This is a genomic window from Staphylococcus intermedius NCTC 11048 (assembly GCF_002902385.1).
In the GTDB taxonomy this organism is placed as follows: Bacteria; Bacillota; Bacilli; order Staphylococcales; family Staphylococcaceae; genus Staphylococcus; species Staphylococcus intermedius.
Genome location: NZ_PPQH01000045.1, coordinates 24,312 through 48,918, shown reverse-complemented (window position 1 = coordinate 48,918; position 24,607 = coordinate 24,312). Strand labels below are relative to the sequence as shown.

General features: G+C 38.5%; 26 protein-coding genes. 19 read left to right on the top strand and 7 right to left on the bottom strand.

Annotation, left to right across the window (positions count from 1 at the left end; all coding sequences use genetic code 11):
- Positions 1-174 precede the first annotated feature (174 nt).
- Complete coding sequence (locus CD138_RS10545) at positions 175-1,356, top strand: glycosyltransferase (RefSeq protein WP_051005963.1); 1,182 nt, start codon at positions 175-177, stop codon at positions 1,354-1,356.
- Between the two features lie 10 nt (positions 1,357-1,366).
- On the top strand, positions 1,367-1,672 hold the full coding sequence (locus CD138_RS10540; protein ID WP_081583070.1) for a glycosyltransferase: 306 nt from the start codon (positions 1,367-1,369) through the stop codon (positions 1,670-1,672).
- A gap of 71 nt (positions 1,673-1,743) precedes the next feature.
- Here CD138_RS10540 and CD138_RS10535 read toward each other — a convergent pair whose 3' ends face one another.
- Genes CD138_RS10535 through CD138_RS10525 form a run of 3 tightly spaced genes read right to left on the bottom strand, consistent with a single transcriptional unit; the run spans position 1,744 to position 4,707 of the window.
- Positions 1,744-3,243 carry a tripartite tricarboxylate transporter permease gene (locus tag CD138_RS10535; protein WP_096559587.1) on the bottom strand — a complete coding sequence of 500 codons (1,500 nt, stop codon included), beginning with the start codon at positions 3,241-3,243 and terminating at the stop codon, positions 1,744-1,746.
- A 12-nt stretch (positions 3,244-3,255) separates the two neighbouring features.
- Positions 3,256-3,699, bottom strand: coding sequence for a tripartite tricarboxylate transporter TctB family protein (locus CD138_RS10530; RefSeq protein ID WP_019167513.1), 444 nt, complete (start codon positions 3,697-3,699; stop codon positions 3,256-3,258).
- 18 nt (positions 3,700-3,717) lie between these two features.
- Positions 3,718-4,707 (bottom strand): tripartite tricarboxylate transporter substrate binding protein, encoded by a 990-nt coding sequence (locus tag CD138_RS10525; RefSeq protein ID WP_019167514.1) that lies wholly within the window; start codon positions 4,705-4,707, stop codon positions 3,718-3,720.
- Positions 4,708-5,018: 311 nt separating this feature from the next.
- Between CD138_RS10525 and CD138_RS14060 the strand changes: the two genes are divergently transcribed.
- Positions 5,019-5,123, top strand: a complete 105-nt coding sequence (locus tag CD138_RS14060) for a type I toxin-antitoxin system Fst family toxin (RefSeq protein ID WP_019167515.1) — start codon at positions 5,019-5,021, stop codon at positions 5,121-5,123.
- 159 nt (positions 5,124-5,282) lie between these two features.
- On the opposite strand, the gene CD138_RS10520 is transcribed toward CD138_RS14060, so the two are convergent.
- On the bottom strand, positions 5,283-5,945 hold the full coding sequence (locus tag CD138_RS10520) for an NAD(P)H-dependent oxidoreductase (RefSeq protein ID WP_019167516.1): 663 nt from the start codon (positions 5,943-5,945) through the stop codon (positions 5,283-5,285).
- 111 nt (positions 5,946-6,056) lie between these two features.
- Here CD138_RS10520 and CD138_RS10515 point away from each other — a divergent pair, with 111 nt between their 5' ends.
- Entirely contained in the window at positions 6,057-6,920 is an 864-nt protein-coding gene (locus CD138_RS10515) for a fructosamine kinase family protein (RefSeq protein ID WP_019167517.1), read from the top strand.
- The gene (locus tag CD138_RS10510) at positions 6,907-7,353 is read left to right on the top strand and encodes a DUF1648 domain-containing protein (RefSeq protein WP_019167518.1); all 447 of its coding nucleotides are present in this window, start codon (positions 6,907-6,909) and stop codon (positions 7,351-7,353) included. Before CD138_RS10515 ends, CD138_RS10510 begins: the two co-directional genes overlap by 14 nt.
- Before the next feature lie 65 nt (positions 7,354-7,418).
- Here the strand turns inward: CD138_RS10510 and CD138_RS10505 are convergent, their stop codons facing one another.
- A complete protein-coding gene (locus tag CD138_RS10505) occupies positions 7,419-8,021 on the bottom strand; it encodes a YIP1 family protein (RefSeq protein WP_019167519.1) in 603 nt (200 codons plus the stop codon).
- Between the two features lie 177 nt (positions 8,022-8,198).
- On the opposite strand from CD138_RS10505, the gene CD138_RS10500 reads away from it, so the two are divergent.
- The 6 genes from CD138_RS10500 to CD138_RS10480 all read left to right on the top strand — a co-directional run bounded on the left by CD138_RS10500 (position 8,199) and on the right by CD138_RS10480 (position 13,751).
- Positions 8,199-8,840, top strand: coding sequence for a hypothetical protein (locus tag CD138_RS10500; RefSeq protein ID WP_019167520.1), 642 nt, complete (start codon positions 8,199-8,201; stop codon positions 8,838-8,840).
- Between the two features lie 105 nt (positions 8,841-8,945).
- Complete coding sequence (locus CD138_RS10495) at positions 8,946-9,998, top strand: efflux RND transporter periplasmic adaptor subunit (protein ID WP_019167521.1); 1,053 nt, start codon at positions 8,946-8,948, stop codon at positions 9,996-9,998.
- Positions 9,995-10,690 (top strand): ABC transporter ATP-binding protein, encoded by a 696-nt coding sequence (locus tag CD138_RS10490; RefSeq protein WP_019167522.1) that lies wholly within the window; start codon positions 9,995-9,997, stop codon positions 10,688-10,690. The genes CD138_RS10495 and CD138_RS10490 overlap by 4 nt, the downstream gene beginning before the upstream one ends.
- Positions 10,674-11,849 carry an ABC transporter permease gene (locus CD138_RS10485; protein ID WP_019167523.1) on the top strand — a complete coding sequence of 392 codons (1,176 nt, stop codon included), beginning with the start codon at positions 10,674-10,676 and terminating at the stop codon, positions 11,847-11,849. Before CD138_RS10490 ends, CD138_RS10485 begins: the two co-directional genes overlap by 17 nt.
- A 732-nt stretch (positions 11,850-12,581) precedes the next feature.
- Positions 12,582-12,725 (top strand): hypothetical protein, encoded by a 144-nt coding sequence (locus CD138_RS14255; protein WP_019167524.1) that lies wholly within the window; start codon positions 12,582-12,584, stop codon positions 12,723-12,725.
- Positions 12,726-12,809: 84 nt separating this feature from the next.
- Positions 12,810-13,751 carry a cation diffusion facilitator family transporter gene (locus CD138_RS10480; RefSeq protein ID WP_019167525.1) on the top strand — a complete coding sequence of 314 codons (942 nt, stop codon included), beginning with the start codon at positions 12,810-12,812 and terminating at the stop codon, positions 13,749-13,751.
- A gap of 141 nt (positions 13,752-13,892) precedes the next feature.
- On the opposite strand, the gene yut is transcribed toward CD138_RS10480, so the two are convergent.
- Positions 13,893-14,810, bottom strand: coding sequence for an urea transporter (yut, locus tag CD138_RS10475; protein ID WP_019167526.1), 918 nt, complete (start codon positions 14,808-14,810; stop codon positions 13,893-13,895).
- Between the two features lie 250 nt (positions 14,811-15,060).
- Here yut and CD138_RS10470 point away from each other — a divergent pair, with 250 nt between their 5' ends.
- The 8 genes from CD138_RS10470 to CD138_RS10435 all read left to right on the top strand — a co-directional run bounded on the left by CD138_RS10470 (position 15,061) and on the right by CD138_RS10435 (position 22,586).
- Positions 15,061-15,363, top strand: a complete 303-nt coding sequence (locus CD138_RS10470) for an urease subunit gamma (protein ID WP_019167527.1) — start codon at positions 15,061-15,063, stop codon at positions 15,361-15,363.
- Positions 15,364-15,374: 11 nt separating this feature from the next.
- Entirely contained in the window at positions 15,375-15,731 is a 357-nt protein-coding gene (locus CD138_RS10465; protein ID WP_019167528.1) for an urease subunit beta, read from the top strand.
- A complete protein-coding gene (ureC, locus tag CD138_RS10460) occupies positions 15,728-17,443 on the top strand; it encodes an urease subunit alpha (protein ID WP_019167529.1) in 1,716 nt (571 codons plus the stop codon). The genes CD138_RS10465 and ureC overlap by 4 nt, the downstream gene beginning before the upstream one ends.
- A 343-nt stretch (positions 17,444-17,786) precedes the next feature.
- Positions 17,787-18,332 carry a dCTP deaminase gene (dcd, locus tag CD138_RS10455; RefSeq protein ID WP_026066776.1) on the top strand — a complete coding sequence of 182 codons (546 nt, stop codon included), beginning with the start codon at positions 17,787-17,789 and terminating at the stop codon, positions 18,330-18,332.
- Positions 18,333-19,235 carry a CobW family GTP-binding protein gene (locus CD138_RS10450; RefSeq protein WP_019167531.1) on the top strand — a complete coding sequence of 301 codons (903 nt, stop codon included), beginning with the start codon at positions 18,333-18,335 and terminating at the stop codon, positions 19,233-19,235.
- Between the two features lie 205 nt (positions 19,236-19,440).
- Entirely contained in the window at positions 19,441-19,863 is a 423-nt protein-coding gene (locus CD138_RS10445) for a universal stress protein (RefSeq protein ID WP_019167532.1), read from the top strand.
- 246 nt (positions 19,864-20,109) lie between these two features.
- The gene (locus CD138_RS10440; protein ID WP_019167533.1) at positions 20,110-21,357 is read left to right on the top strand and encodes an ATP-grasp domain-containing protein; all 1,248 of its coding nucleotides are present in this window, start codon (positions 20,110-20,112) and stop codon (positions 21,355-21,357) included.
- Complete coding sequence (locus tag CD138_RS10435; protein WP_019167534.1) at positions 21,354-22,586, top strand: ATP-grasp domain-containing protein; 1,233 nt, start codon at positions 21,354-21,356, stop codon at positions 22,584-22,586. The genes CD138_RS10440 and CD138_RS10435 overlap by 4 nt, the downstream gene beginning before the upstream one ends.
- A gap of 791 nt (positions 22,587-23,377) precedes the next feature.
- Here the strand turns inward: CD138_RS10435 and CD138_RS10425 are convergent.
- Positions 23,378-24,607 (bottom strand): MFS transporter, encoded by a 1,230-nt coding sequence (locus CD138_RS10425; protein ID WP_019167237.1) that lies wholly within the window; start codon positions 24,605-24,607, stop codon positions 23,378-23,380.

The following is a 24,607-nucleotide window of genomic DNA, read 5'->3' as shown; positions in this document are numbered from 1 at the left end:
GAGGGCTATTATATAACCGCAAATAAAAGATTTGTATCACCATATTAAGTGTTGAGTAATATATTTAGTTATGATACATTATATTATTATAACTTAATAATTTAGAGGGGAAGATGAATTGAAAAATGATATCTTTCTTTTTCAATCATCCTTTTTATTATATGGAGGGGAATAATGTATTATACTATTACATCAACATTGCCACAGTTTCACGGGGGACGCACAAAGGCACTTTTAAAAAGAATTAGGTTTATGGAAGCCAATTTCGATGATTCACATATGATTTTGACAACAAATTATAATCCGAACTATCCTTTAGTGTTAGAACGTTTTAAAGAGCGCAAAATTTTAAGTCATCAAACGAAAGTGTTAAATATTTATGAATGGTTTACCAATGGTGAAAATTTTTGTTTTCCACATTCTAAATTTAGAAAGAAAAAAATTATAAATAAAACACCTGTTAACATTGACGGTTTAACACATCAACCCAATAAAAAAGATGCCAATGTGATACGTTACTATAAAGGGGATCAATACGTCTTATATCGAAAATATTATAATGCGGATTCTGAAATACTTCAGTTTGAGGATTTTATGTTACCAAGTCAAAAACATAAAGCAGAGAGACGCGAGTATAATGAATATGGCTATTTACATCGTATTATCATGTACGACAAGAAGAAAAACGTGAAACTAAGTGACAGATTATATAATCAAGATGGTCAAGTATACTGTGTGCGCCATTTTACGAATAATAAAGTGAGCCATATCGCATTGTACAAAAATAATACGATAGTGCACACATTTGATAATGAAAAAGACTTTTTTACTTATTTTTATGAAAGTGTCATTGAAAAGGATGCAATTGTATTTAATGATGCACGTATATTGGATGATGCGATTTTAAATGTTAAAAAAGCATTAAAAAATGTTTTCGTTATCCATAGTAGCCATAAAAAGATAGATGGCAATATTAAAGGGAGTTATCGCCTATTATATAATCGTGCTGAAGAAATTGATCAAATTGTTGTGCTCACGCCACATCAAAAGGAAGAAATGATGGAAGATTTTGGTATCTCAGAGTCGCGTTTTTCTGTTATTCCCCACTTTTCAACTATTAATGAACCACAACAAAACGATAGATATTCGAAATTTTTATATCTTGGACGTATCGATGAGAATAAACAAGTGTCTCATATTCTTCAGGCGTTCAAACGCTATAAAGACGCAGGATATGACTATGGGTTAAATATTTATGGTTATGGTGAGCCGCAAGACATTAAAAATATGAAAAATGAAATTTCTAATTTAAACCTCAATGAACATGTTAAATTAATTTCACGGAAAAACGAATGAACCTGAAACAATTTTTCGAAAACATGCTGCCTCTATTTTGGCAAGTCAATTTGAAGGATTTGCATTATCTGTAATGGAAAGTGTTAACAATGGATGTCCAGTACTCGCTTATGATATTCGCTATGGCCCACGAGACTTGATAGTTGAAGGTAAAAATGGTCATCTCGTTGAATCACAAAATATTGAAGATTTAGCAGAAAAAATGAAGCGTATTACAGAATATCCTGTTACCGACGTAAAGCTAGATGAACGCTTCAGCATAGAACAAGCTAAAAAGAATTATAAGGTCTTGATTGAAAAATTAATTCAATCATAACTGAACATCATGTATGATAGAAAAAGTCTGGGAAACTTCATGGTATCCCAGACTATATTTTTATCCTTATATCAATTTGATGATGCTTTTTTCTTCAACAATTTCATGATTAAAGGATAGAAAAGTGCTAATACGGTCATTATCGTTAAAACAATCGTAATTGGTGAACCAAAGAAAATGTCACCAAGATGATTATGACTCGTGATTAAGCTTTTACGGAAGTTTTGTTCCATATCTGAACCGATAATTGCTGCTAAAATGAGCGGTGCAATTGGAAAGTCTAGTAATTTTAATAATAGGCCAATGATACCGAAAATTAATAAAATGTAGAAGTCAATGACACTATAACTCAATGTATAGGTTCCGAGAAAAGCAAGGACTAAAATAATAGGATAAAGTGTTTTAGGTGGTGTTTTTAAAATTTTTAATAACAGGCCAATCATCGCAATATTTATAATGACTAAGAAAATATTACCGATAAACATACTATTAACAAGTGTCCATACCATTTCAGGTTGTTTCTCGAATAGGAGTGGTCCAGGTTGTAAACCAAGCATTACGACTGCACCCAGAATCACGGCTGTCGTTCCTGATCCAGGTACCCCCATCGTTAAGAGCGGAATGAGTGAACCGACTGAAGCAGCATTGTTCGACGCTTCAGGTGCCGCCACGCCTTCAATAGCCCCTTTACCAAACTGTTTACCATTTTTAGAAAATTGTTTCTCAGTGGCATAACTGAGTAGGGAAGCCACTGATCCACCCGCACCAGGTAAAACTCCGATAAGGAAGCCGATGGGACTTTGTCTTAACATCGTCCAGCGTGTCCGTTTCCAATCTTCTTTCGTTAATTTCATCGAGCCTAAATCACTTTTCGGTGGCTCTAATGTATCTAAATGCATGTAGTTGTACAGGACTTCAGCGACAGCATACACACCGATAATGATCACGAGAAAGTCGACGCCTTCACTTAAATGCGTCACATCGAAAGTAAAACGATACACACTTGTCTGTAAATCTACGCCGATTGTACTCATCATTAAACCGATGGACATGGCGATAAACCCTTTGACCATTTTACCGAGTGACAATGTAACAACCATAGACAAAGTGAATAAGAAAAGAACGAAATATTCACGTGGTCCAAAGTGCATGGCAAATTCGGATAACGGCTTAGCAAGGAGAATAAAGCCAATGACTGAAAAGAGTCCTCCGAATAATGACGCCACTGCTGAAATTGTTAAAGCTTTCCCGGCTTGGTGATTGAGTGTCATCGGATAACCATCAAATGTTGCGGCAATGGCAGACCCATCCCCTGGTGTATTCAGCAAAATTGAACTTCTGGAGCCACCATACATCGCCCCATAGTAAATCGAAACCATCAAAATCAACGCACTGACCGGATTCATCCCAAACGTGACGGGAATCAGTACAGCCACCGCCGTTGCAGGTCCCAAACCAGGTAACATACCTACGACGGTACCTAAGAAACCGCCAATGAGAATCCACAATAAATTCATCGGTTGGAAGGCGGTTAACAGTCCTTCCCAGAAACTATTGATATCGATACCCATATGACCGCCTCCTTATGGCAAACTAACGTCTAACAGCTGTGCAAAGGTATACCATGCAACACCTGAAAAGACGATAGCGACGATTAAATTTTTCAGCCAATGTTGAAAGCCATTGACTAAAAACATCACTGCTGCAAGAAATAATACTGTCGAAATTAAAAAGCCAATGCGTTCAAAAATGATGGTATAAATCAGGATAAATAAACATGTCAAACCAATACGTTTAAGTACGAGTGGTGTTAAGAATGCTTTGAATTCATCAAACGACACATTTTTATCACGAAGCATCTGAATAAAGTAAATGATACTCATCACAATCAATAAACTCGCGATAAGAATTGGAAAATATTTTGGACTTTGCGGATCACCAATTCTTGAAATCGGTAAATTGAGAGAGAGGAGTAAGTAGGTAACGCCAATAATGAAACATACGATCGGCGCAATAAGTCGTACCATTTTTGATTCCCCCTTTGTTTAAAAACCTGCATCTTGAATCAGTTGTTCATACTTTTTCTGTTGCGCATTTAAAAACTTTTCTGATTCATAGCTGTCTTTGTAAAATGCATCCCAGTTTTTATTTTTGCGAATAGTTTCCCACTGTTTGGATTGAACGACTTTTTTCATTGTGTCATTCCAATAAGCGCGCTCTTCTTTCGTCATGTTTTTAGGCCCCATCACGCCGCGCCAATGTGGAAACACCATATTCAAACCTTGTTCTTTCCATGTCGGAACATCTTCTAAACCTTTCACACGATGGTCAGATGTGGTTGCCAACACTTTAAGTTTGCCAGCCTGATGTTGTGTTTTGACTTCAGAGACTGCTGTTGAAGCGATGTCCACATGTCCTCCGAGTAGTGCGGTTTCTAAGTCGCCCCCACTTTTATAAACGAGAAAGTCTAAATTTTTCACGTCTACCCCGTATGCTTTTGCGGCCTGAATGAAAGCAAGGTGATCGTTATTCCCTAGACCAGGTGCAACGCCAATCGTTAATGACTTAGGATCTGCTTTTAACTTTTCCATCACTTCTTTACCTGAAGATAGATGAGATTGATTAGAAGCGGATAAACTGATCCATTCCGTCGCTAGAATTGCAATCGGCGTGAAATCTCGATGACTTAAATCACTTAGGCCGAGTTCGTGATTAGAAAGTAACAAACTTGAATTAATCGCGATAGATGTTGGTTGACGTTCACTGAGATATTGCCAACCTACCTCGCCACCACCACCTGGTTTGTTGACGACTGTAATATTTTGATCAGTCAATTTTTCGTCTTGCATGATTTTTTGGATTGCGCGTGCAGTCGCATCCCAGCCCCCACCAGGTGAAGCAGGTGCAATGATTTCTAATGTGCGATTAGGAAATTTTTGACTGCTTGACGTTTGGGTCTCTTCATCTTTGTTGTTATTTGTACAAGCTGCCAAAATGAGCACAAGGCCCATGAAACATGTCACGAGTTTTCGCATAACTCCATACCCCCTTTGTATGTGACAGTTAAAATAATTTTATCATAATATTCAGAATTGTTGAGGAAGCATTCAAATAATATACTTTTGGCATTCTTATTTTGTTTTTAGCTATGGATCAAAGATTGAATGAATATAGGGGAGAATGTTTGAAGATTTTTATAAGGGTAGCGTTGTATTTTAGCCAAATGGAAATTTTTAATTGATGGATGTGAGGTTGATAATGAAAATGATGATTCTTTGAAAAGGGTGATGGAAATGGGGTCGTCTAGCTCTCAGACGTCAATTTGGCGTGAGAGGAGGTGTTTATTATGGGGGAAATCCTTCTGAATGGCCTAACCACAATAGTTAGTGGTTGCTTTATTGCGTATTATGCGCATTGGCTACGTAAACGCGATAAAAATAGGCGACAATGACAATAGCCACACCTAACAAGAATCCCCTCACTAACGCGACTAGTGAGGGGATTGGTGTTTATTATGTTGGAATCCTTATAACTAAATATTAACCTATCAATTCACATTTGTCAACGACTGTAAATTTCGATACAAATCACGTTTATTTATTCCCAACAACTAAATCCATTCAATGACGTCTTCTTTGCTACGGCGTGTTTTGGCACGTTTTGGATCTTCTTCACGATAACCAAATGCGACCATCACTGAAGGTGCAAACTCAGTATCATCGAAGTATCCTTTTTCAGCTAAAATACGTGATACTTCATCATATTGGAAACCTTCAATTGGGCATGAATCTACACCTAAAAATGCTGCAGATGTCATCATATTTCCAAGTGCGATATACGTTTGTTTACTTGCCCAATCCCATAATGCACGATCACTTTCATAAAGATTTAAGTTATCATTTTGGAATGCTGACGTTTTTTCACTCATTTGTTCAATCATGTCCGTATCCATTTGTTTGACGTCGCGCAATAATTTTTGCACATATTCGTTTTCAGGACGTACATTTTTACGCGCTAAAATCAATACAAAGTGGCTTGCTGTATCTAATTGCCCTTGTGCCCCCCAACTGATTGGTTTAAGTGCTTCACGAACTTCCGGGTCCTGAATGACTAAAAATTTCCAAGGTTCAAGACCAAGTGAACTCGGTGACAGGCGTCCCGTTTCTAAAATCGTTTCGAAATCAGCGTCGTCAATTTTACGACTTGCATCAAAACGTTTTGTAGCAAAGCGATAATTAAAAGTATCTAGTAACATTTGGCGTTTATCTTCCATGTTTGCAACTCCTTTTAGTAGTGTCATACAATTATAGTATAGATGAGTTTAAAACGACGTGAAAATAGTTTGATTGGGTTCAATTTCAAAAGAGAAAAGGAGTTGAATGTCATGAATGAAAAATGGTATCAGACATTGCCGTTCGAACATATCCAATCGATTGAACCGGTTAGTGGGGGTGATGTCAATCAGGCTTATCGTGTGGATACGACTGAAGGACCTTATTTTTTACTGGTTCAACCTGGTCGGGATGCGTCTTTTTATGATGCAGAAGTCGCGGGTCTCGAAGCGTTTGAAGCAGCAGGTGTGACGGCGCCAAGAGTCATTGCTCAAGGACAGGTCGATCAAGATGCCTATTTATTGCTGAGTTATTTAGATGAAGGACGCGGTGGCAGTCAAGAAGCGCTCGGAAAATTAGTCGCACAACTTCACCAAACGCATGAACCAAAAGGACGATTTGGTTTTCATTTGCCTTATGAAGGTGGAGATATTCAATTCGACAACTCGTGGACAGAGGATTGGAAAACACTATTTTTAAAACAACGTATCACACCACTTGTTCACGTGATTCGTCAGCGTCAATTGTGGTCTGATGCTGATGATGCATTATTTGAACAAGTCTATCGTTTAATGGAGGATACGCTTGCTCAACATGAGAGTGCACCATCATTGTTACATGGTGATTTGTGGGCAGGTAATTATATGTTTTTAACGGATGGTCGTCCGGCACTCTTTGATCCTGCGCCATTATACGGTGACCGTGAATTCGATTTAGGCGCAACGAAAGTATTTGGTGGATTCAGCCCAGCGTTTTATGAAGCGTATGATGCCGCTTATCCACTTGCTGATGGGGCGACGTTACGCATTCGATTTTACGAATTGTATTTGTTACTCGTCCATTTAGTAAAATTTGGCACGATGTATTTAGGTAGTGTGAGAACAACGATGGAGGAAATCATAGATGAAGCAAGTTAATCGATTAATTCCTGTATTGTGGTTGATTTCGATTGTGATACTAGCTCTATATGATGCGCAACTCCCTCCACAAGTGGGAACACATCTGACCTTTAATGGTGAAGTCGACAATTGGGGTCCGAAAAGTCATTTATGGATCTTACCCATCACTATGTTGATCATATGGTGCTTGCTCTTTTTATTGTTTAAGTATTTACCTGTTATCGAGCATAACATCAAGGGAAAAATAGACGGGAAAAGTCATGCACAAAGGCGAGATGTGCTCATGATAACACTCGTCATTCAACTGACGGTATGGGTGCTTTACACGGTGTATCTGATTGCTACGATGAATGGTATAGAAGGCATCCCGTTTTGGCTCATGTGGTTGGCCTATGCCGTCATTGGTGTGACACTCATGATACGAATGGTACGTGTTGTCAAACGAAAATAATATAAGGATAAAAATGAGAGACTCGAACATTTAGTTGCTCGAGCCTCTCATTTTTTATGTAAGTGTTATGCGCCGATAGCAGTCAATCCAACACATAGGATGAACACTGCAATGCCTAATATCCAAGACCACTTAGCAGAAATGTGACCATTAGAATGCAACATGACACCGAATAACCAACCTGTCAATAAATTCGTCAAACTGAATGCACTGAGTAATGTGTTTTCAGGGGCGAAAATATTAAGTGAATCAATTTTGATTGTTGTGATATCGAGTTGGAATAACAGTTGAATGATGAGGATGACAATCATCACGGCTAAAATGGTGTTGTAGTAACGTAAGACTGCACCGAATATCGCTTTTTTAGCAAGCACTTTCTTGAAAATTTTATAAATGAGTAGTGTGATCAAATAAGTAATACCCACAACGACGAGACTGCCGATAACGGTACCAATGATGCCAGCAACCATAGTAAAAGGCGCTGATTGTTGCGCTTGAGCTTCAGTTAATCCTTGTTCAGTGAGTAGCTTTGTGTAATCGACAGAAAGCGTTGTAAGTGCAGTTTGGATAATAATGAATAATATCAATAGTAAAACTTTCTTCCAAATGCTAGGTTGAGTTCTATCTCTGTTAAAAGCTTCTATGTATAGCGGTTTTGAAAATTCCATAGACCTACCTCCCATGAAAAGTATAAAAATAGTATAGCATTTAATAATATAATTTTATACTTTAATCACAATATTTGCGATAGCTTTTGTCATATTTTAGAATTTTTACTTTTAATACAAAAAAGCCTCTAACAATGTGATAATATTAAGATAATCTTTTTGAGGAGGCAAACAAAGTTGGTTAAGACAAATCTACCTCTATTCCAACATTTTGAAAATTTACGCAACCATCCTACATGGAAAGTGAAAGCTGTATTGATGTTGGCTGTCACACTCATTCATGCGTTTTTATTAAAAATTGATACGGATAATACCAAGCTGTTAGAAGGTTTTGGTTATTCAAAAGAAGATATAGAAGAGTTCCATCAAATTCATTGGTTCGCTGATACGATGAGTAGTTTGATGGGGGTGTTGATTAGCTTTTTGTTTACATTTGTCGTATTTATGATGATTTCTAAACTGTTGCACTCCGATGCTTCAACTCAAACGATACTATCTGCCTCATTCAGTCATTCACTTATTGTGACGTCGGTTGCTTTAGTATTTGTATGTATTCAACTTATCTTTCATTTACCATTCCCGACTTATAACATCACCAGTCTGAATGTTTTTCTGCCAGGGAATATGTACTTAGCAGCTTTTGATTTACAAACGATATTCAAAGGTTATGTGACATTTATCGTTTACTATGCAACCAGTCGTTTGTCCTTACGTGCATCTTTAACTTTAGGTTTGTTGACCATCATATTGACCATATTACTCGCATTAGGTTCGGCGGCTTTAGAAGACACGATACTTAGTTTAGCTGGAGAGTTATAAGCGAGTCTAATTTATATATAATTTATTGATTTTTTAAAGAAAATGTATCCTTCTTAATGGTATAATACAACCAAAGTATTTTATGCCATTGAGGAGGATTTTATTTTGAAGAAAAAAACTTTGATTGTTTCATCAGTGATAGGCATTTTTTTACTTGTAGGCATTGCTTTCTTAGTGAAAACATTTGGTGGTGTTGGAGACCCAAAAAATGAAGATGCTTACGATACATATACTGTAAAAACGGATAAGCCGCTACGTGTGACGGGTAAAATTTCGCCGGAAACGATTAAGACATATTTGAATAATGCACAGCTAGGGACTTTTTTAAATGTGCAAGTGAAAGACGGACAAACAGTAACACAAGGTACACCATTGTTGAATTATGATATTGATCCAACACAACGTCAAAAGTTAGTTAAACAATTGAATGACGCTCAACAAAGCGGGGATCAGCAAGCGATTAATCAAGCGTGGAGACAATTGAATCGTTACGACGGTCAAGTGAATAATAGCGTCAATGCAACATTTAATGGCACAGTGTCATTAATTGACGATGGCCAAGTCGGTGAAGGTGAGCCGATTTTGAAATTAATTGCGAATGAGTTAGAGATCCAGTCAACCATTTCGGAATTTGATTTAGAGAAAATTAAAGTGGGTGACACGGTCAATGTTAAAGTGACGAGTACCGGTAAAGAAGGCAAAGGGAAAATTACGCACATTTCACAACTTCCGACAAGCTACCAACAAGATGCTAAAGGTGAAGCTGCAGGTGGTGCGCCCGTCGCAGGTGAAGGCAGTGAGGGGGCAGAGTCATTAACAACGAATAACCCAATACAATCACATCCGACTGGCGAAAATGACAAAGAAACATCGAAATACAAAATTACAATTGGTGAACTTGATTTTGAAGCGCGTAACGGCTATTCCGTAGAGGCGACAATTCCTTTAGATACACTCAAAATTCCAAAGTCTGTACTAACGAAAGATCATCACGTGTATGTCGTGGATCAATCAGGCGTAGCACATCGCACGAAAATCACGTATGACGAAAAGAATGGTGAATTGATTGTGAAAAAAGGTGTGAAAAAAGGTGATCGTATCATCAACCATCCTGATGCAAAAGTTAAAGATGGTGAGAAAGTTGAGGTGTCCAAATGATTGAACTGAAGGGGATCAATCGTCATTTTAAAAATGGGAATGAAACAAATCACATTTTAAAAGATATTGATTTGCGAATTGAACAAGGTGAATTTGTCGCAATTATGGGCCCTTCAGGATCAGGTAAAAGTACACTTATCAATATTTTAGGTTTTATCGATCGCGGTTATGAAGGCGACTATTTATTTAACGGTGAAAATTATCAAAAAACGTCAGATAATGAATTGGCTGTGATTCGTAACCGGACAGTAGGGTTTGTATTTCAAAACTTTAAACTGATACAAAATAACACTATTTTAGAAAATGTCAGTGTGCCACTATTGTATGCAGGTATGCGAGCAGCTGAACGTCATCAACGTGTGTTGGACATCTTACATCGTGTCGGTCTGTATGATAAAGAAAACTTGGTTCCGAACAAATTGTCAGGCGGGCAACAACAGCGTGTGGCGATTGCAAGAGCGATTGTGAACCGTCCTCGATTTATTATTGCGGATGAACCAACTGGGGCACTCGATTCGAAAACGTCTGAAGATATTATGGCGTTATTTATGCAGTTGAACCAGGAACAAGGTACAACGATGATTGTCGTCACACATGATCCGAAAGTTGCTGCACAAGCAGATCGCGTGATTCACATTTTAGATGGTCGTGTTCAAAGAGAAGAGGTGCTGTCGCATGGCGTACATCGCTAATATTATTCACGTTTCATTACGTTCAATTATGAAAAATAAGCGCCGTAACATATTTACGATGATAGGGATTATTATCGGGATTGCGGCTGTGATTACGATTATGTCATTAGGTAATGGCTTTAAAAAGACAGCCAATGAACAGTTCAGTGATGCAGGGGCGTCAAAAGATAGTGCCTTGGTCAGCTTTTTACCGAGCAACTTTGAAACTGTGAAAGAGCCGCCTTTTACAACGACGGATATTGACATTGCACGCCAAGTTGAAGGGGTTCAAGATGCGAGTATTAAAGAAGATGATACACTTGGACTAACGGCGGAAGCGCGCACTGTGAAAAAGAAAACGGATATTGCAGTCGTTAAAAGTGAAACGGTGACTGAAGCGAATGAAGGTAAAGGATTTAGTAAAGAAGATAACGCCTTAAAACAACGCGTCGCAACCGTGTCATCAGAAGTGGCAGAGACGTTATTTAAAGGCGATGCAGTCGGTCAAACGATTTATATTGATGATATTGGCTTTGAAGTTGTCGGTGTGAAAGAAAAGGCACAGATTCCGAATGCGGTACAAATTCCGACAAAAACGGTTGAAGCGGACTTGCCGAATTTGAAATCTGACTTTCCACAATTGATGTTAAAAGTCGGTGAAGATGCCAATAAAAAAGAAATTGCTACAAAAGTTGCAGATCAATTGAATCAAAGAGGTTCAGCCGTCTCACAAGGTGAATATCAATACGCAGATACGGAAGAATTTGTGAAGAGCATCGGTAAAATCTTTGACTCTATCACGTACTTTGTCGCAGCCGTGGCAGGTATCTCATTGTTTATTGCAGGGATTGGTGTGATGAATGTGATGTATATTTCTGTTGCTGAACGTACGGAAGAAATTGCAATTCGTCGTGCATTCGGTGCAAAAGCGAGAGATATTGAGTTTCAATTTTTAATCGAAAGTGTCGTACTCTGTTTAATCGGTGGGATTATCGGATTGATTATCGGTATTTTCATTGCGAAATTAGTGGATGTCGTGACACCAGAATATATTCAAAGTGCTGTCAGTCTCGGTTCGATTCTATTGGCGGTGGGTGTGTCTACATTAATTGGGGTTGTGTTTGGATGGATTCCCGCACGCGCCGCAGCCAAGAAAGAGTTGATAGATATTATTAAGTGATGCTGCATTTTGATGATGCTGAAACATTTCAAAAGCATTTACTTTTCTATATAAGAGAGCATCTTGCAGATTGCTGAACCTTTCTCAGTGTTTAATAATTTAGCCTTTATTGATTGCGATTATGGGCTTCGCGTTCCTAGGCGCCTCGCTTCAACTAACCAACGCTTTGATTTTTAAAGTAACATAGTTGAAGCGTTGGTGGATTTTCAGCTTCGGCTGGATGCCTCAGGAGTCTCGCCCAATTTTGCAATCTCATAAAGGCTATTTATTTTTGTGGTGAAGAAAGGTTCTAGCAATCTCGTTTAAAACTTCTAATGGTAAAAAATGAATGTATGGGATTCAGCATCATCGTCGTGTAGTAAAGATGAGGATGAGAAGTTTAGTGTAGGAAAGGAGTCATACACTAGGGTGCGTTTTTGCAATCTCGTTCAAACCTTCTACTGTTGAGAAGGGAATGTGTGAGTTTCAGCATTATCGTCGTGTGAGGTGTGTGTCTGCAACTTATGACAAGTAAAGATATGCTCATCACGAATAACGCACTACTTTTAAGTTTATGGAAATGATTTCGTTGTTTTTGAACTTTTATTTTTCTGATGTGTCGCTTATTGAGAATTTTGTATGGCATCTTGTTAGCACATACTGTAAAAGTATTTTAGCAGATTGATAGAGCATGTTTGTACGTACTCAATGGGTGGGTATGATAAAATGAAAATTACCATGGGGGCTGATTAAATGACTCAATTTTATAAAGTTTCAGCGTTCATTTTCGGAGGCATCGCTGTGGCAGTGCTCTCTGGGGTGGCATATTTGACTTACCAACAATATCAAACAGATGAAAGTTTAGTGAATGACGAATTCAAAACATATCGTAAGTAGAATGTATGAGGTGAATGCGACAGCGGTCGTATTCACCTCGCGTCGTTTATAGGGACTGAGAAAAGTTATCAAAGGAGTATCATTATGGCTAGAAGAATATATTTTCATCATGTTGAACATCGTAAAACACAAGCACACTCGAAAACAACGTTATGGCTTTCGCTAATTATCACTCTTTTTTTTACAGTTGTGGAATTTGTAGGAGGTCTTGTTTCTAACTCGCTCGCATTGTTATCAGATTCATTTCACATGTTGAGTGACGTTATTGCTTTAGGTTTATCGATGGTCGCAGTTTATTTTGCGAGCCGTCAACCGACTGCACGTTATACATTTGGGTTTTTAAGGTTTGAAATTTTAGCAGCCTTTTTAAATGGGTTAGCACTCGCAGTGATTTCTGCATGGATTTTTTATGAAGCTATCGTGCGCATTATCTTTCCAAAACCTGTCGAAAGTGGTTTGATGCTGATCATTGCGACGATTGGATTAATTGTAAATGTTGTATTGACTATCATTTTAATGCGGTCATTGAAGAGTGAGAACAATATTAATATTCAAAGTGCATTATGGCATTTCATTGGTGATTTATTGAATTCTGTGGGTGTCATTGTCGCAGTGGGCTTGATTTATTTAACAGGAATTCAGTTGATTGACCCGATTTTAAGTATGGTCATTGCCTTAGTTATTTTGCGTGGAGGTTATAAAATCATGCGTAATGCGTGGTTGATTTTGATGGAATCTGTACCAGAACATTTGGAGACGGATGAGATTATGGAGACGATGAAATCAGTGGATCAAGTACTGGATGTGCATGAGTTTCATTTATGGTCGATTACTACGGAACATTATTCACTCACTGCCCATGTTGTATTGGATAGCAAAAATAGTGAAGATGCATACCGTACGATTAACCGATTAGAGCGGTTGTTAAAAGAAAAATATGGTTTAGCACATACGACATTACAAATTGAACATTTAGATATTAACCATTTGGATGAACCGTATTTTGAAGAAGTAAAGCATAATTGAATTTAAGATATTTTGTGAATCACAAAGGCAAGGGACAAATCAGATAGGTTTAACGCGTGGAGGGATGTCCCATGACGTAGTGAACGCAATAAAAGTGCACACATCGATAGGGTGAACGATGTGTGCTTTTTTTGATGTACTTTATTTTGAAGCGTGGCGTATGGTTGTTGACTGTCCAGCGAGTAGTAAAGCCCAAGTTGTAATGATAAATGGGAATGTCAGTGATGGGATACCAATCGGTTCGAAAAATGTTGCGGTTGCTGCGTACATCATCGGAGTCATTACGATTGTTAAAATAAAAGCAATGACCGGTTTGAGATGATTGGCTGAACGGAATGTAACACCAATTGCGATAATTGAGAGGATCAAGTTAAAGCCAAAGAGCCCTTCATTCAATGTACCAATATCTGCGCCAAAGAAAAATTCCAATAATAAACCTAAGAAATTGGCAACTAAAATATAAATGCCAGCACGTCTTGAAGCGATAAAACAGGCGATGACGATGAGAATACCACTGATCGTATGTTCGACTAAGAAGATTTGGCTCACATCACTGAAAAAAGAATGTATCGGATGAAATGTCGTATTTAAGTTGACGTGTACATCCGCGGTCAACGGCAACACATCGACATTTGTTTTAACAAATTTAAACTGTTGTGACATTAAAAGAACGACCCATGTGATGATGACAAAAGGTGTTGTCAGTTCGGGTAGGCGAAAAGGTTTTAAAAAGTTTTTGATGGCTTGTGCAATTGGCATCGACAAAACAATACTGATTAAAATGACGAGTATACTTTGCCAAGACCAGAGTAGGAATAAAGTTAAATCAATTGCAATCAGTACAGGATTGAAGCCAGCGAGGCCGGAATGAATCTCTTCGTCTGTGTAATTGAAGTATCGTGCAGTTAAGAGACTAATGAAACTTCCAATCATTGCAGCGAGTCCAATTTTCCAGTTCCCAATCCATAAGGCGATTAAAATGAGAACACCGGTCCATGTGTTTTCGAGTAAGACGACCTGAGAGATATTTTTAAAAAAAGTATGTATCCATTTTGACATTAACGTTCACTTCTTTCACTTTACTTAAACAGAATTTAATGTATGTCCAAATTTTAACATTTGCACATATCAATTAACAACTATATTATCATAATATTAATAAAGGTTTAGAGCTTTTGATATTTGTTATATATTGGTTTGATAAACACTTTTGTTATTTTCGTATAACATTAAAATTTGAAAGAACATAAAGAGAGGACTATAATGAAAGTCTAGGGCAATTTATTAATGAGGATAAGGAGTGAACGTCATGCACTTTACGCAACGAGAACAAGACAAACTGATGATTGTAGTGGCTGCAGATTTAGCACGACGACGTAAAGAACGAGGCTTGAAATTAAATCACCCTGAAGCAGTGGCATTAATTAGTTATGAAATATTAGAAGGGGCACGTGACGGTAAAACAGTCGCAGAGTTGATGAGTTACGGGCGTGAAATTTTATCAAAAGATGATGTGATGGAAGGTGTCGAAGCGATGGTCACAGATATAGAAATCGAAGCGACTTTTCCGGATGGCACAAAATTAATTACAGTTCATCATCCAATTGTATAGGAGGGGATATCATGAAACCTGGAGAAATTATTGTAAATTCAACAGAGATTATGATTAATGAAGGGCGTGAAAATACCAAATTGCGTGTTAAAAACACTGGAGATCGCCCTGTTCAAGTCGGCTCGCATTATCATTTTTTTGAAGCTAATCCAGCATTAGCATTCGACCGTGAACAAGCGTATGGGAAGCATTTAGATATTCCAGCAGGTGCGGCGGTGCGATTTGAACCTGGTGATGAAAAAGAAGTACGTCTTGTGCGCTATGCGGGTAAACAACATGTGTATGGCTTTCGCGGCTCAGTCGATGGGCCACTTGATGAATCTCGTATCACGGCACCTAATATGACAGAGGGAAGTGAAGTGAAATGAGTTTTAAAATGACAGAATCACAGTATACAAGTTTGTATGGTCCAACAGTTGGAGATTCCATTCGCCTTGCTGACACGGATTTATTTGCGAAAGTCGAAAAAGATTATGCTAAATATGGCGATGAGGTTACTTTCGGTGGTGGTAAATCAATCCGTGATGGTATGGGGCAAAACCCGAATGCGACACGTGATAATGAAGCAGTGGCAGACTTGGTCATTTCAAATGCGGTCGTTATTGATTACGATAAAGTCATTAAATGTGATATTGGTGTGAAAAACGGCTACATTATGAAATTAGGTAAAGCCGGCAATCCAGATATTATGGATGATGTCGATATTATTATTGGTGCTTCGACAGATGTCATCGCTGCAGAGGGCATGATTGTCACTGCGGGCGGTATTGATACACACGTGCATTTTATTAATCCTGAACAAGCAGAAGTCGCATTAGAAAGCGGGGTTACAACGCATATCGGTGGCGGAACTGGAGCATCAGAAGGTTCGAAAGCAACGACTGTCACACCAGGTTCTTGGTACATTCACCGCATGCTTCAAGCTGCAGAAAATTTACCACTGAATATTGGTTTTACGGGTAAAGGTCAAGCAGTAAATCCAACTGCATTAGTTGAACAAATTCAAGCAGGAGTCATCGGTTTGAAAGTGCACGAAGACTGGGGTGCAACACCTTCAGCATTACGTCATGCACTTGAAGTAGCAGATGACTATGATGTCCAAATCGCACTTCACGCGGATACATTGAATGAAGCGGGCTTTATGGAAGATACTATGGAAGCGATTGGTGATAAGGTCATCCATATGTATCATACAGAAGGCGCTGGTGGGGGTCACGCGCCTGACTTAATTAAATCTGCGGGCTATCCAAATGTATTGCCATCTTCTACTAACCCAACTTTACCGTATACACATAATACAATTGATGAACATTTAGACATGGTTATGATTACACACCATTTAAACGCATCAATTCCAGAAGATGTGGCGTTTGCGGATTCTCGTATTCGTAAAGAAACCATCGCTGCGGAAGACGTTTTACAAGATATGGGTGTATTCAGTATGATTAGTTCTGACTCTCAAGCGATGGGTCGTGTGGGTGAAGTCATTACGCGTACATGGCAAGTGGCACACCGTATGAAACAACAACGTGGACCACTTGAAGGTGACAGTGAATATGATGATAACAACCGTATTCGTCGTTACATTGCGAAATATACGATTAATCCTGCTATTACACATGGTATTTCTGAATATGTTGGTTCTGTTGACCCTGGTAAATTAGCAGACCTAGTCATTTGGGATCCACGTTTCTTCGGTGTGAAACCGGACATGGTGGTTAAAGGCGGTATGATTAACGTTGCGGCGAATGGTGATGCGAACGGTTCTATTCCAACTTCTGAACCGATTAAATACCGTCATATGTATGGGCAATACGGTGGTAACTTACAAAGTACTTCCATCACATTTGTGTCACAAGCGGCTTATATGAACGGCATTCGTCGTACATTAGACTTAAAACGTGACGTAAGACCTGTACGTAATATTCGTCAATTAACTAAAAAAGATATGAAAAATAATAATGCTTTACCAAAACTTGATGTCGATCCACAAACGTATGAAGTGTTCGTGGATGGTGAAAAAGTGACAAGTGAAGCAGCGACAGAATTACCAATGACACAACGTTATTTCTTATTCTAAAGTAGCTTTGGGATAGGTAAATAAGAATTGCATGAGACATATCCATAAAGAGAAGCTTGTTCGATTGTGTAGCGATGACACTCGAGCAAGCTTTTTCATACCATTCAATATTGCGTTTATATCATGTGAGTAGCGGGTATGGACATTTCAACTGGTTTGACTTCCGGGATATTTTCACGATGATATAATATGACCTATTTAATGTATTTTGATAATATTGCTTAAAAATAAAATGGAAAACATTCAAAAAAATCTTGTCTGAATCTTCTGGACATGATAAATTATGAAAGCATCACAATTCGTAAAAATTACGATTCATATTGAAGAAACTGAGGTGCATCGTATGATTTTGTCAGATAGTGATATTAAGGCGTATCTCAAACGTCAATTGCTTAATATTGAACCATTAGTAGAAGCACATATTGAACCGGCATCTGTTGATTTAACACTAGGGTCTCAATTTTTAAAGCCCATACCACCCGAAACAGGTGTACAACGTATGAGTGACCCGATTGCGTATGAGGAAATTGATCAGTCTCGAGTGGTGATACCTGCGCACGCTTTTATTTTAGCCACGACGGAAGAGTATCTCACACTACCTCAACAATTGACAGGGTTCATCGAGGGGCGGAGTTCAGTCGGTCGTGCAGGACTATTCATTCAAAATGCAGGTTGGGTTGATCCTGGATTTGAAGGTCGAATCACACTGGAACTGTACAATGCAAACGACTTTCCGTTAGAAATTGAACAAGGTCAACGTATTTGTCAAATCGTCTTAGCTGAAACAAAAACGATACCAGAAAGAAAATATCAAGGGAAATATCAAGGCCAAGACACAACAACGGGTAGCCGTTTATTTCGTGATTGGATGAAAGATGGAGGAGATTAGATGGATATCGTCATAGTAACGGGCTTCTTAGGTGGCGGTAAAACGTCTACACTGAACTACTTAATACAAGACGCGTTAGATCGAGATTTAAAACCAGCTGTGATCATCAATGAATTTGGGGCTAAAAATGTTGATGCACAGCTCGTGACAGAAGATGTGAAAATGGCACTGTTGACGAACGGTTGTATTTGTTGTGACTTGAAAGCTGATGTCTCACAGCAGTTACATGAATTGTATTTAGCACATCAACCAGATATTGTTTTGATTGAATGTAGTGGTGCCGCACATCCAGTTGAAGTGTTTGATGCGTGCATGACGCCTGTGCTTGCGCCGTACATTCAAGACTTGAAAATGTTAGGAATCATTGATGCTGCAGCATATGACAGTCGAGATGCTTTACCTGAAACAATTCAAAATTTAATGGATGAACAAATTCGTTATTGTAGTCATTTGATTGTTAACAAGATTGATTTAATGGAAAGTGAACAATTGTTAGCGGTCGTTCAAACATTACAACAACAATATCCTGACATACCGTATATTTTGACGCGTTATGGTGAAATCACATTACAAGAAATTCAAAGCACAGCAGAATACCGTATCAGTGAACGTACATCAGTTCACCATCACGGACACTTATCACATTTACTGTATGAGTTTGAATCACCTATCCAACAAAGTGCATTGATTGAAGGTTTGAAACGATTGAAAGGTGTTTACAGAATCAAGGGCTTTGTTTATTTTAAAGATTATGAAACACCTTATGTCGTTCAATATTTACCTGGACAGTTAGAGTTGAAACCATGTCCGATAGAAATGTCACCTTATTTAGTCGTGGTAGGGCATGATTTAAATGAAGAAGACATTATCGAGACGTTAGACATTGTTGAATTTTCATCATAAATTTTTAAGGGACTGGGATATTAAGTTTTCCCAGTCCCTATCCTTTTTATGAAAATTTTGCGCTGCTTGGAGAACATGATAAAAGTGCGTCGCCTTGAGAAAGCGCTATCTTAGTGTTAAAATAAAAGTGATAAGAAAGCCGTCTCCGATATGGATATTTCGACAGCAAAGTAAAGGAGACACCAAAAATGAGGAGGGATTAGATATGTTTAACAATATTCTCGTTCCATATGATTTTGGCAACAGCTTTAAAAACGTCCCTGAACAATTAAAAAAATTGACCGGCAATGATGCATCAAACAAAATTGTCGTATTTAATGTCATTTCAGAGACAGAATTAGCGAATTATGTTCGTTATCAAGGTAAACACTTTGACGAAGTGGTGGAAGAAAAGACAAATGAAATGAAGCCGTTTTTGAAAACAATTGAAGATGTTGGCTTATCTTACAAAGTAAAGTTTGCGACAGGTTCACCGACAAAAGAAATTGTGAATGAAATCGAAAGCGAAGACTATGATGTCGTCGTAATGAGTAATAAACGTTCAGAAATGGATATTAAGCATGTACTCGGTCATGTGACACACAAAATTGCAAAACGTGTGAATATCCCTGTGTTGATTGTTAAATGATTATAAATAACCTTAATGAATGATACAGTTATCGTATCGTTACCCTTCAGACATTCGTTGTTTGAAGGGTTTTTTGGCAGAATACCTAGATGAAGAGGTTACCTGTATGGACGCAATCGTATTCTGTGGATATCAAAAAATAGTAAAAAAGTCGCGATAAGTTGTGTGTTATTTGTATGAGCTACATATCTTTGAATTTTATCTTAATAATAATTTATAGAGACATTACATAGGGGTGTGAAGTGTGTGAAAACATTACTATTTATTAATTTAAGAAGCCATAAAGTAGAAAGAGTGACACCGATTTTAGAGGCCAAAAGACAAGGATATCGTGTCGTATTGATGACTGATCGTGACCCTCAATTGTTAGACAGCGGGCTAGATGAAGTGATTGAAATCGATACGTATGATGAAACAGCAGTCGTTGAAGCAGTGCTTGCGTATCATCAAAAACAACCTTTGAGTGGGATTCTGACGTGGTCGGATAAAGATGTGGAGTTGGTTGCGCAATTAAATGACCGCTTGCAATTGCCAGGTATACCGATGTCGCATGTCAAAAATGCACGTAACAAATATTTAATGCGTGTGGCGTTTGATCAAGTGCCTGACATTTCACCGTCTTTTGAAAATGTGCGAACTGAAGCGGATTTACGTCGAGCTGTTGCACGCATTGGCACGCCAGGGATATTGAAACCGGTTGGCGCTTCTGGAAGTAAAGGTATCTTTAAAATTGAAAGTGAAGCATGTATCGACTATGTGTATGAGGCTTTACGTCATGCGACATCACCAGAACGTGATAAAGTGTACCGTTATTATCCGAATGATTACATTTATGAAGGCTATCTTGTAGGTGAAGAAGTATCGGTAGAAGGCGTTGTGCAAAATGGTGAAGTGTACATTGCAGGGATTACGGACAAGGCGGTAACACCTGAGTATTCACTGGAGTACATTGCGATTTTTCCATCAGATAAACATGTAGCCTTACAACAAGAAATTAAGACGAAAGCGACACAAGCGATTCAAAGTTTAGGCATTGATCACTGTGCCTTTCATTTAGAAGGTAGAGTGACGAAAGATGGTTTTAAAGTAATTGAATCAGCAGCAAGACCAGGTGGCGGCTTTATTACGTCACTTTTAATCCCTGGTGCATCTGGTCATTCATTTATTCAAAAAGTGTTAGATGTGTCAGTCGGAAAAGATGTGACGAGCCATTGGCCTGCTTTTGATCAGGCGACGAAGAAAATGTGTTTTTATAGTATCATGGCAGAGCGAGCGGGGACATTTAAAGGGATTAAAGGTGTCGATCGATTGGTCGAAATGCCCGGTGTTCACTATGTTGTGCCTTTGAAAAATGACGGAGACTCGGTCATCATGCCGCCTGAGCATTTTTCAAGTTGTTTCTTACTCAATATCGTTTTCGAAGCTGAGACAGCAGAAGCGGTTCAACGAAAAATTGATTGGATTCATGAAGTGATTGAGGTGATTATTGAATGACGATATTAATGTTATCAAGTACGGATCATGCTAAAACACCGTATGATGAATGGTTTCCAGATACAGCAGAGCAGATGATTTTATTTTGTCCGGCTGAGAAAAAAGACAGTTATGCTGAAAAAGATTATTTGCGTATTGAAGGATTTGCGCATTACGTGTCTAACCGTAACATTGAAATGCGTGCGCTTGAATTAAGTCGACAATATCATATTACCCACGTCCTATCGATTTCGGAATTTGACGTGATAAGAGCAGCTAAAATTAGAGCATTGTTGAATCTTGAAGGTCAATCAATGATAAGTGCCGAAGCGTATCGCGATAAAGTGCTTATGAAACAGTTGCTACAAGGGACTTCCGTGAAAACGCCGCAATTTGACAAAGTGATAGACGTTGAGAATATACAACGGTTTGTAGTGGAAAACGGCTTTCCTGTCGTACTCAAACCGATAGATGGTTCGGGTTCCTCGGATGTCGTCATTGCACGTGAACAGCAAGATATTGACACGTTTTTACAGACGCATCCCGACATGGGGAAATATGAAATTGAACAGTTTATTGATGGGGAAATGTATCATGTCGATGGGCTTGTTCACAATGGAGAAGTGAAGTGTGCCTATGTGTCGCACTATTACAACGGATGTTTAGCCTTTAAAGACCACCAACCGTTAGCGAGTTATATGTTGAAGGCAGACCATCCACTCAGTCAAGCGTTACAACAACAAGTGAAGCAAGTCGTTGAAGCATTACCGACCTTGCCGAACGGATCATTTCATGCCGAATTTTTCGTGACGCCGACGAACGACATCTATTTTTGTGAAATTGCGAGTCGTACAGGGGGCGGTGAAATTGGTCGTACGCTAGAACATGCTATTGGGATGCAGCTCAATCAAATGAGTCTTTATTTGCAAACTGGGCGTGTAGAAGAGGTAGAGGCGCACATACAAATTCAGCGGTATGGCGGATTTATTTTGTTGCCGCCTCAAAATGCGACATTTCAAGGGCTACAGCACCCGTTAGATGAAGATTGGGTCCTGTTTCAATCACTCAAAGCTACACCAGGTCAACAGTTTGGTGATGCACAATTGAGTGTCGATCATATCATGTCAGTTGTCATTGAAGGAGAAGACGAGGCGATATTGATTTCCCGTATTGACCAAGTGATAGATTGGTATCAGAAGGCGGTACAGTGGGAATTATTGCAAGATACAGCATACAATGATAGCCTCTAATATGAACGGACGTCAGTTGATAAAGGGAGATAGGATGAATGAACCTAAGCACACAATGCCAAAATCACAACAAGTCTTATTAGTTGTGATTCTTTTGATTTTAATACTAGAAATTGTATTAACAGCCTTTTTCGTTTCTTTCAGTTCATTCATTTTTAAAGGACTCACTATCATACACGGCCTACTTATAGCCATATTTTTGAATCGACAAATCAAACGAAAAGGGATGTAATTGAAGTTTAAAACAACCATTTTCTACAACAAAAGGCTGGGGGCATAAAAATTTTTGATGCTATGGTTGCATTATTTTTGTTAAACTTGCCCCTATGATTTGTGGTATTTGATTGCCCTATGCTTCTCTTTCCTAGGGGCTGGTCCTTCGACTAACTCACGCTTGATTAAACTGTTACATTTGTTGAGGCGTTAGTGGATTCTGGGAGCAGTACAGAAATCTCAAGTTCGACAAAGATTTCGTCGTACTGCCCCCGCAAGGCTGACTAGACTTCTCAAAAGTTCAAACATTGAGAAGTCAGACAGCTACTGCGATAAACAGCAACCATGATTAAACATTAGAACTCGCATTAAGCCCTTGTATTATCCCTCAGGAGTCTCAGCCTTCTGGGCAATCTTACACCCAATGCAGTCACTAAGGGCAAGTTTATAAAATGAAGATCACCCCATACCATTGATTCCGTCCCACTCATATTCATTTTTGGCTGCTTTATCATCATTAATCCATTTCTATCCATAAAAAGGTAAGGACAGGGAAAAGTTAATCTCCCAGTTCCTTTTTAAACCGCCTCATAACGTTTGACGGTTGCGAGTAACAAGACAAACCCCAATACGACCGTTGCTAAAACAACTCCAGACATCATTATAGGCGTGAGTACGGTACCGATAATTAAAAATAGCCGGGATACAAGTTCTGCACCAATCGGCACCCAACTGTCTAATGCAGAATGTGCTCCACGTGTATCAGCAGGAATAAAACGTATTTTTTCTGCTTCAACAGTTGGCGTAAACAATATTTCACCGATTGTTGCCATCAACATAAAGATAACGAGGACGAGTGCATGATTATTACTCATGACGACCGTATAGCCACCCGCGAAAAAGAAGAAGCCGATATTTAAAATGGTCGCGACTTTGAAACGTTTGAAATAATGTAAAATCGCAAAGCTTAAACTAATAATCGTCAACGTATTAATTAATAACAATATTGAAAACATACGTACGCCATCAATCGGAAAGTCAAATAACTGAATCGTTTTGAATTGATGTTCTAAACGGACCGCGACATAGGAAGAAAGCGACATTTCCGCACTTAATATAAGCATGCTACTGATCAGTAACAACACAAATGGACGATTCCGATAGGCCACTTGATAACGTTGAAACATTGCTACAAAGCGACGTGCTGATGGTTGGCCGATCGTGCGTTGTGTTTCCTGTACACCAAAATAGAGAATCAACACATTCACGGATAAACAGATAAAAATGACCACAAATAAACTTACTTTGAATGAGCTATAAAATAATCCCCCCATCAACATCCCCAAAGCTGTAGAAGTGTTCGAAATCCAGTATTTGAAGCGGGCGTAGCGTTGTCGATGTGTCTCATTAATACTGTCTAAAGCTAAGGCATTGTACATCGGTTTAGCTAAAGCGGTAAAGAGTTCATTGAGAAGATAACAGCTTAAGAAAATGAGAAACAACTGCTGAAACGACTGTGAACCTTCTAACTGCGTTAATACGGTCCCCATACCTAAGAAAAGCAGTGCACTCATTAACGTCAAACAAGCAATAACATATTTCTTAAATGGTAAATGATCACTTAAATAACCACCAATAATGGAGCCACTAAATTTTAATAAAATCCCAATGATAAGCATCATACCCGCTTTTTTACCGCCTAAATAGTGGGTCAGTAATAATGCCATAAAGGGAAACACGGCATTCACAGAGGCATTTTGAATAAACAACATGAGTAAACGCAATTTCACATTTTTAGGTAATGTCAT

Excerpts from the sequence above, each read along its gene's own strand:
- CD138_RS10545 (WP_051005963.1), top strand. The coding sequence starts at position 175 with ATGTATTATACTATTACATCAACATTGCCACAGTTTCACGGGGGACGC.
- CD138_RS10535 (WP_096559587.1), bottom strand. The coding sequence starts at position 3,243 with ATGGGTATCGATATCAATAGTTTCTGGGAAGGACTGTTAACCGCCTTC.
- CD138_RS10530 (WP_019167513.1), bottom strand. The coding sequence starts at position 3,699 with ATGGTACGACTTATTGCGCCGATCGTATGTTTCATTATTGGCGTTACC.
- CD138_RS10525 (WP_019167514.1), bottom strand. The coding sequence starts at position 4,707 with ATGCGAAAACTCGTGACATGTTTCATGGGCCTTGTGCTCATTTTGGCA.
- CD138_RS14060 (WP_019167515.1), top strand. The coding sequence starts at position 5,019 with ATGGGGGAAATCCTTCTGAATGGCCTAACCACAATAGTTAGTGGTTGC.
- CD138_RS10520 (WP_019167516.1), bottom strand. The coding sequence starts at position 5,945 with ATGGAAGATAAACGCCAAATGTTACTAGATACTTTTAATTATCGCTTT.
- CD138_RS10515 (WP_019167517.1), top strand. The coding sequence starts at position 6,057 with ATGAATGAAAAATGGTATCAGACATTGCCGTTCGAACATATCCAATCG.
- CD138_RS10510 (WP_019167518.1), top strand. The coding sequence starts at position 6,907 with ATGAAGCAAGTTAATCGATTAATTCCTGTATTGTGGTTGATTTCGATT.
- CD138_RS10505 (WP_019167519.1), bottom strand. The coding sequence starts at position 8,021 with ATGGAATTTTCAAAACCGCTATACATAGAAGCTTTTAACAGAGATAGA.
- CD138_RS10490 (WP_019167522.1), top strand. The coding sequence starts at position 9,995 with ATGATTGAACTGAAGGGGATCAATCGTCATTTTAAAAATGGGAATGAA.
- CD138_RS10485 (WP_019167523.1), top strand. The coding sequence starts at position 10,674 with ATGGCGTACATCGCTAATATTATTCACGTTTCATTACGTTCAATTATG.
- CD138_RS14255 (WP_019167524.1), top strand. The coding sequence starts at position 12,582 with ATGACTCAATTTTATAAAGTTTCAGCGTTCATTTTCGGAGGCATCGCT.
- CD138_RS10480 (WP_019167525.1), top strand. The coding sequence starts at position 12,810 with ATGGCTAGAAGAATATATTTTCATCATGTTGAACATCGTAAAACACAA.
- yut (WP_019167526.1), bottom strand. The coding sequence starts at position 14,810 with ATGTCAAAATGGATACATACTTTTTTTAAAAATATCTCTCAGGTCGTC.
- CD138_RS10470 (WP_019167527.1), top strand. The coding sequence starts at position 15,061 with ATGCACTTTACGCAACGAGAACAAGACAAACTGATGATTGTAGTGGCT.
- CD138_RS10465 (WP_019167528.1), top strand. The coding sequence starts at position 15,375 with ATGAAACCTGGAGAAATTATTGTAAATTCAACAGAGATTATGATTAAT.
- ureC (WP_019167529.1), top strand. The coding sequence starts at position 15,728 with ATGAGTTTTAAAATGACAGAATCACAGTATACAAGTTTGTATGGTCCA.
- dcd (WP_026066776.1), top strand. The coding sequence starts at position 17,787 with ATGATTTTGTCAGATAGTGATATTAAGGCGTATCTCAAACGTCAATTG.
- CD138_RS10450 (WP_019167531.1), top strand. The coding sequence starts at position 18,333 with ATGGATATCGTCATAGTAACGGGCTTCTTAGGTGGCGGTAAAACGTCT.
- CD138_RS10445 (WP_019167532.1), top strand. The coding sequence starts at position 19,441 with ATGTTTAACAATATTCTCGTTCCATATGATTTTGGCAACAGCTTTAAA.
- CD138_RS10435 (WP_019167534.1), top strand. The coding sequence starts at position 21,354 with ATGACGATATTAATGTTATCAAGTACGGATCATGCTAAAACACCGTAT.
- CD138_RS10425 (WP_019167237.1), bottom strand. The coding sequence starts at position 24,607 with ATGACATTACCTAAAAATGTGAAATTGCGTTTACTCATGTTGTTTATT.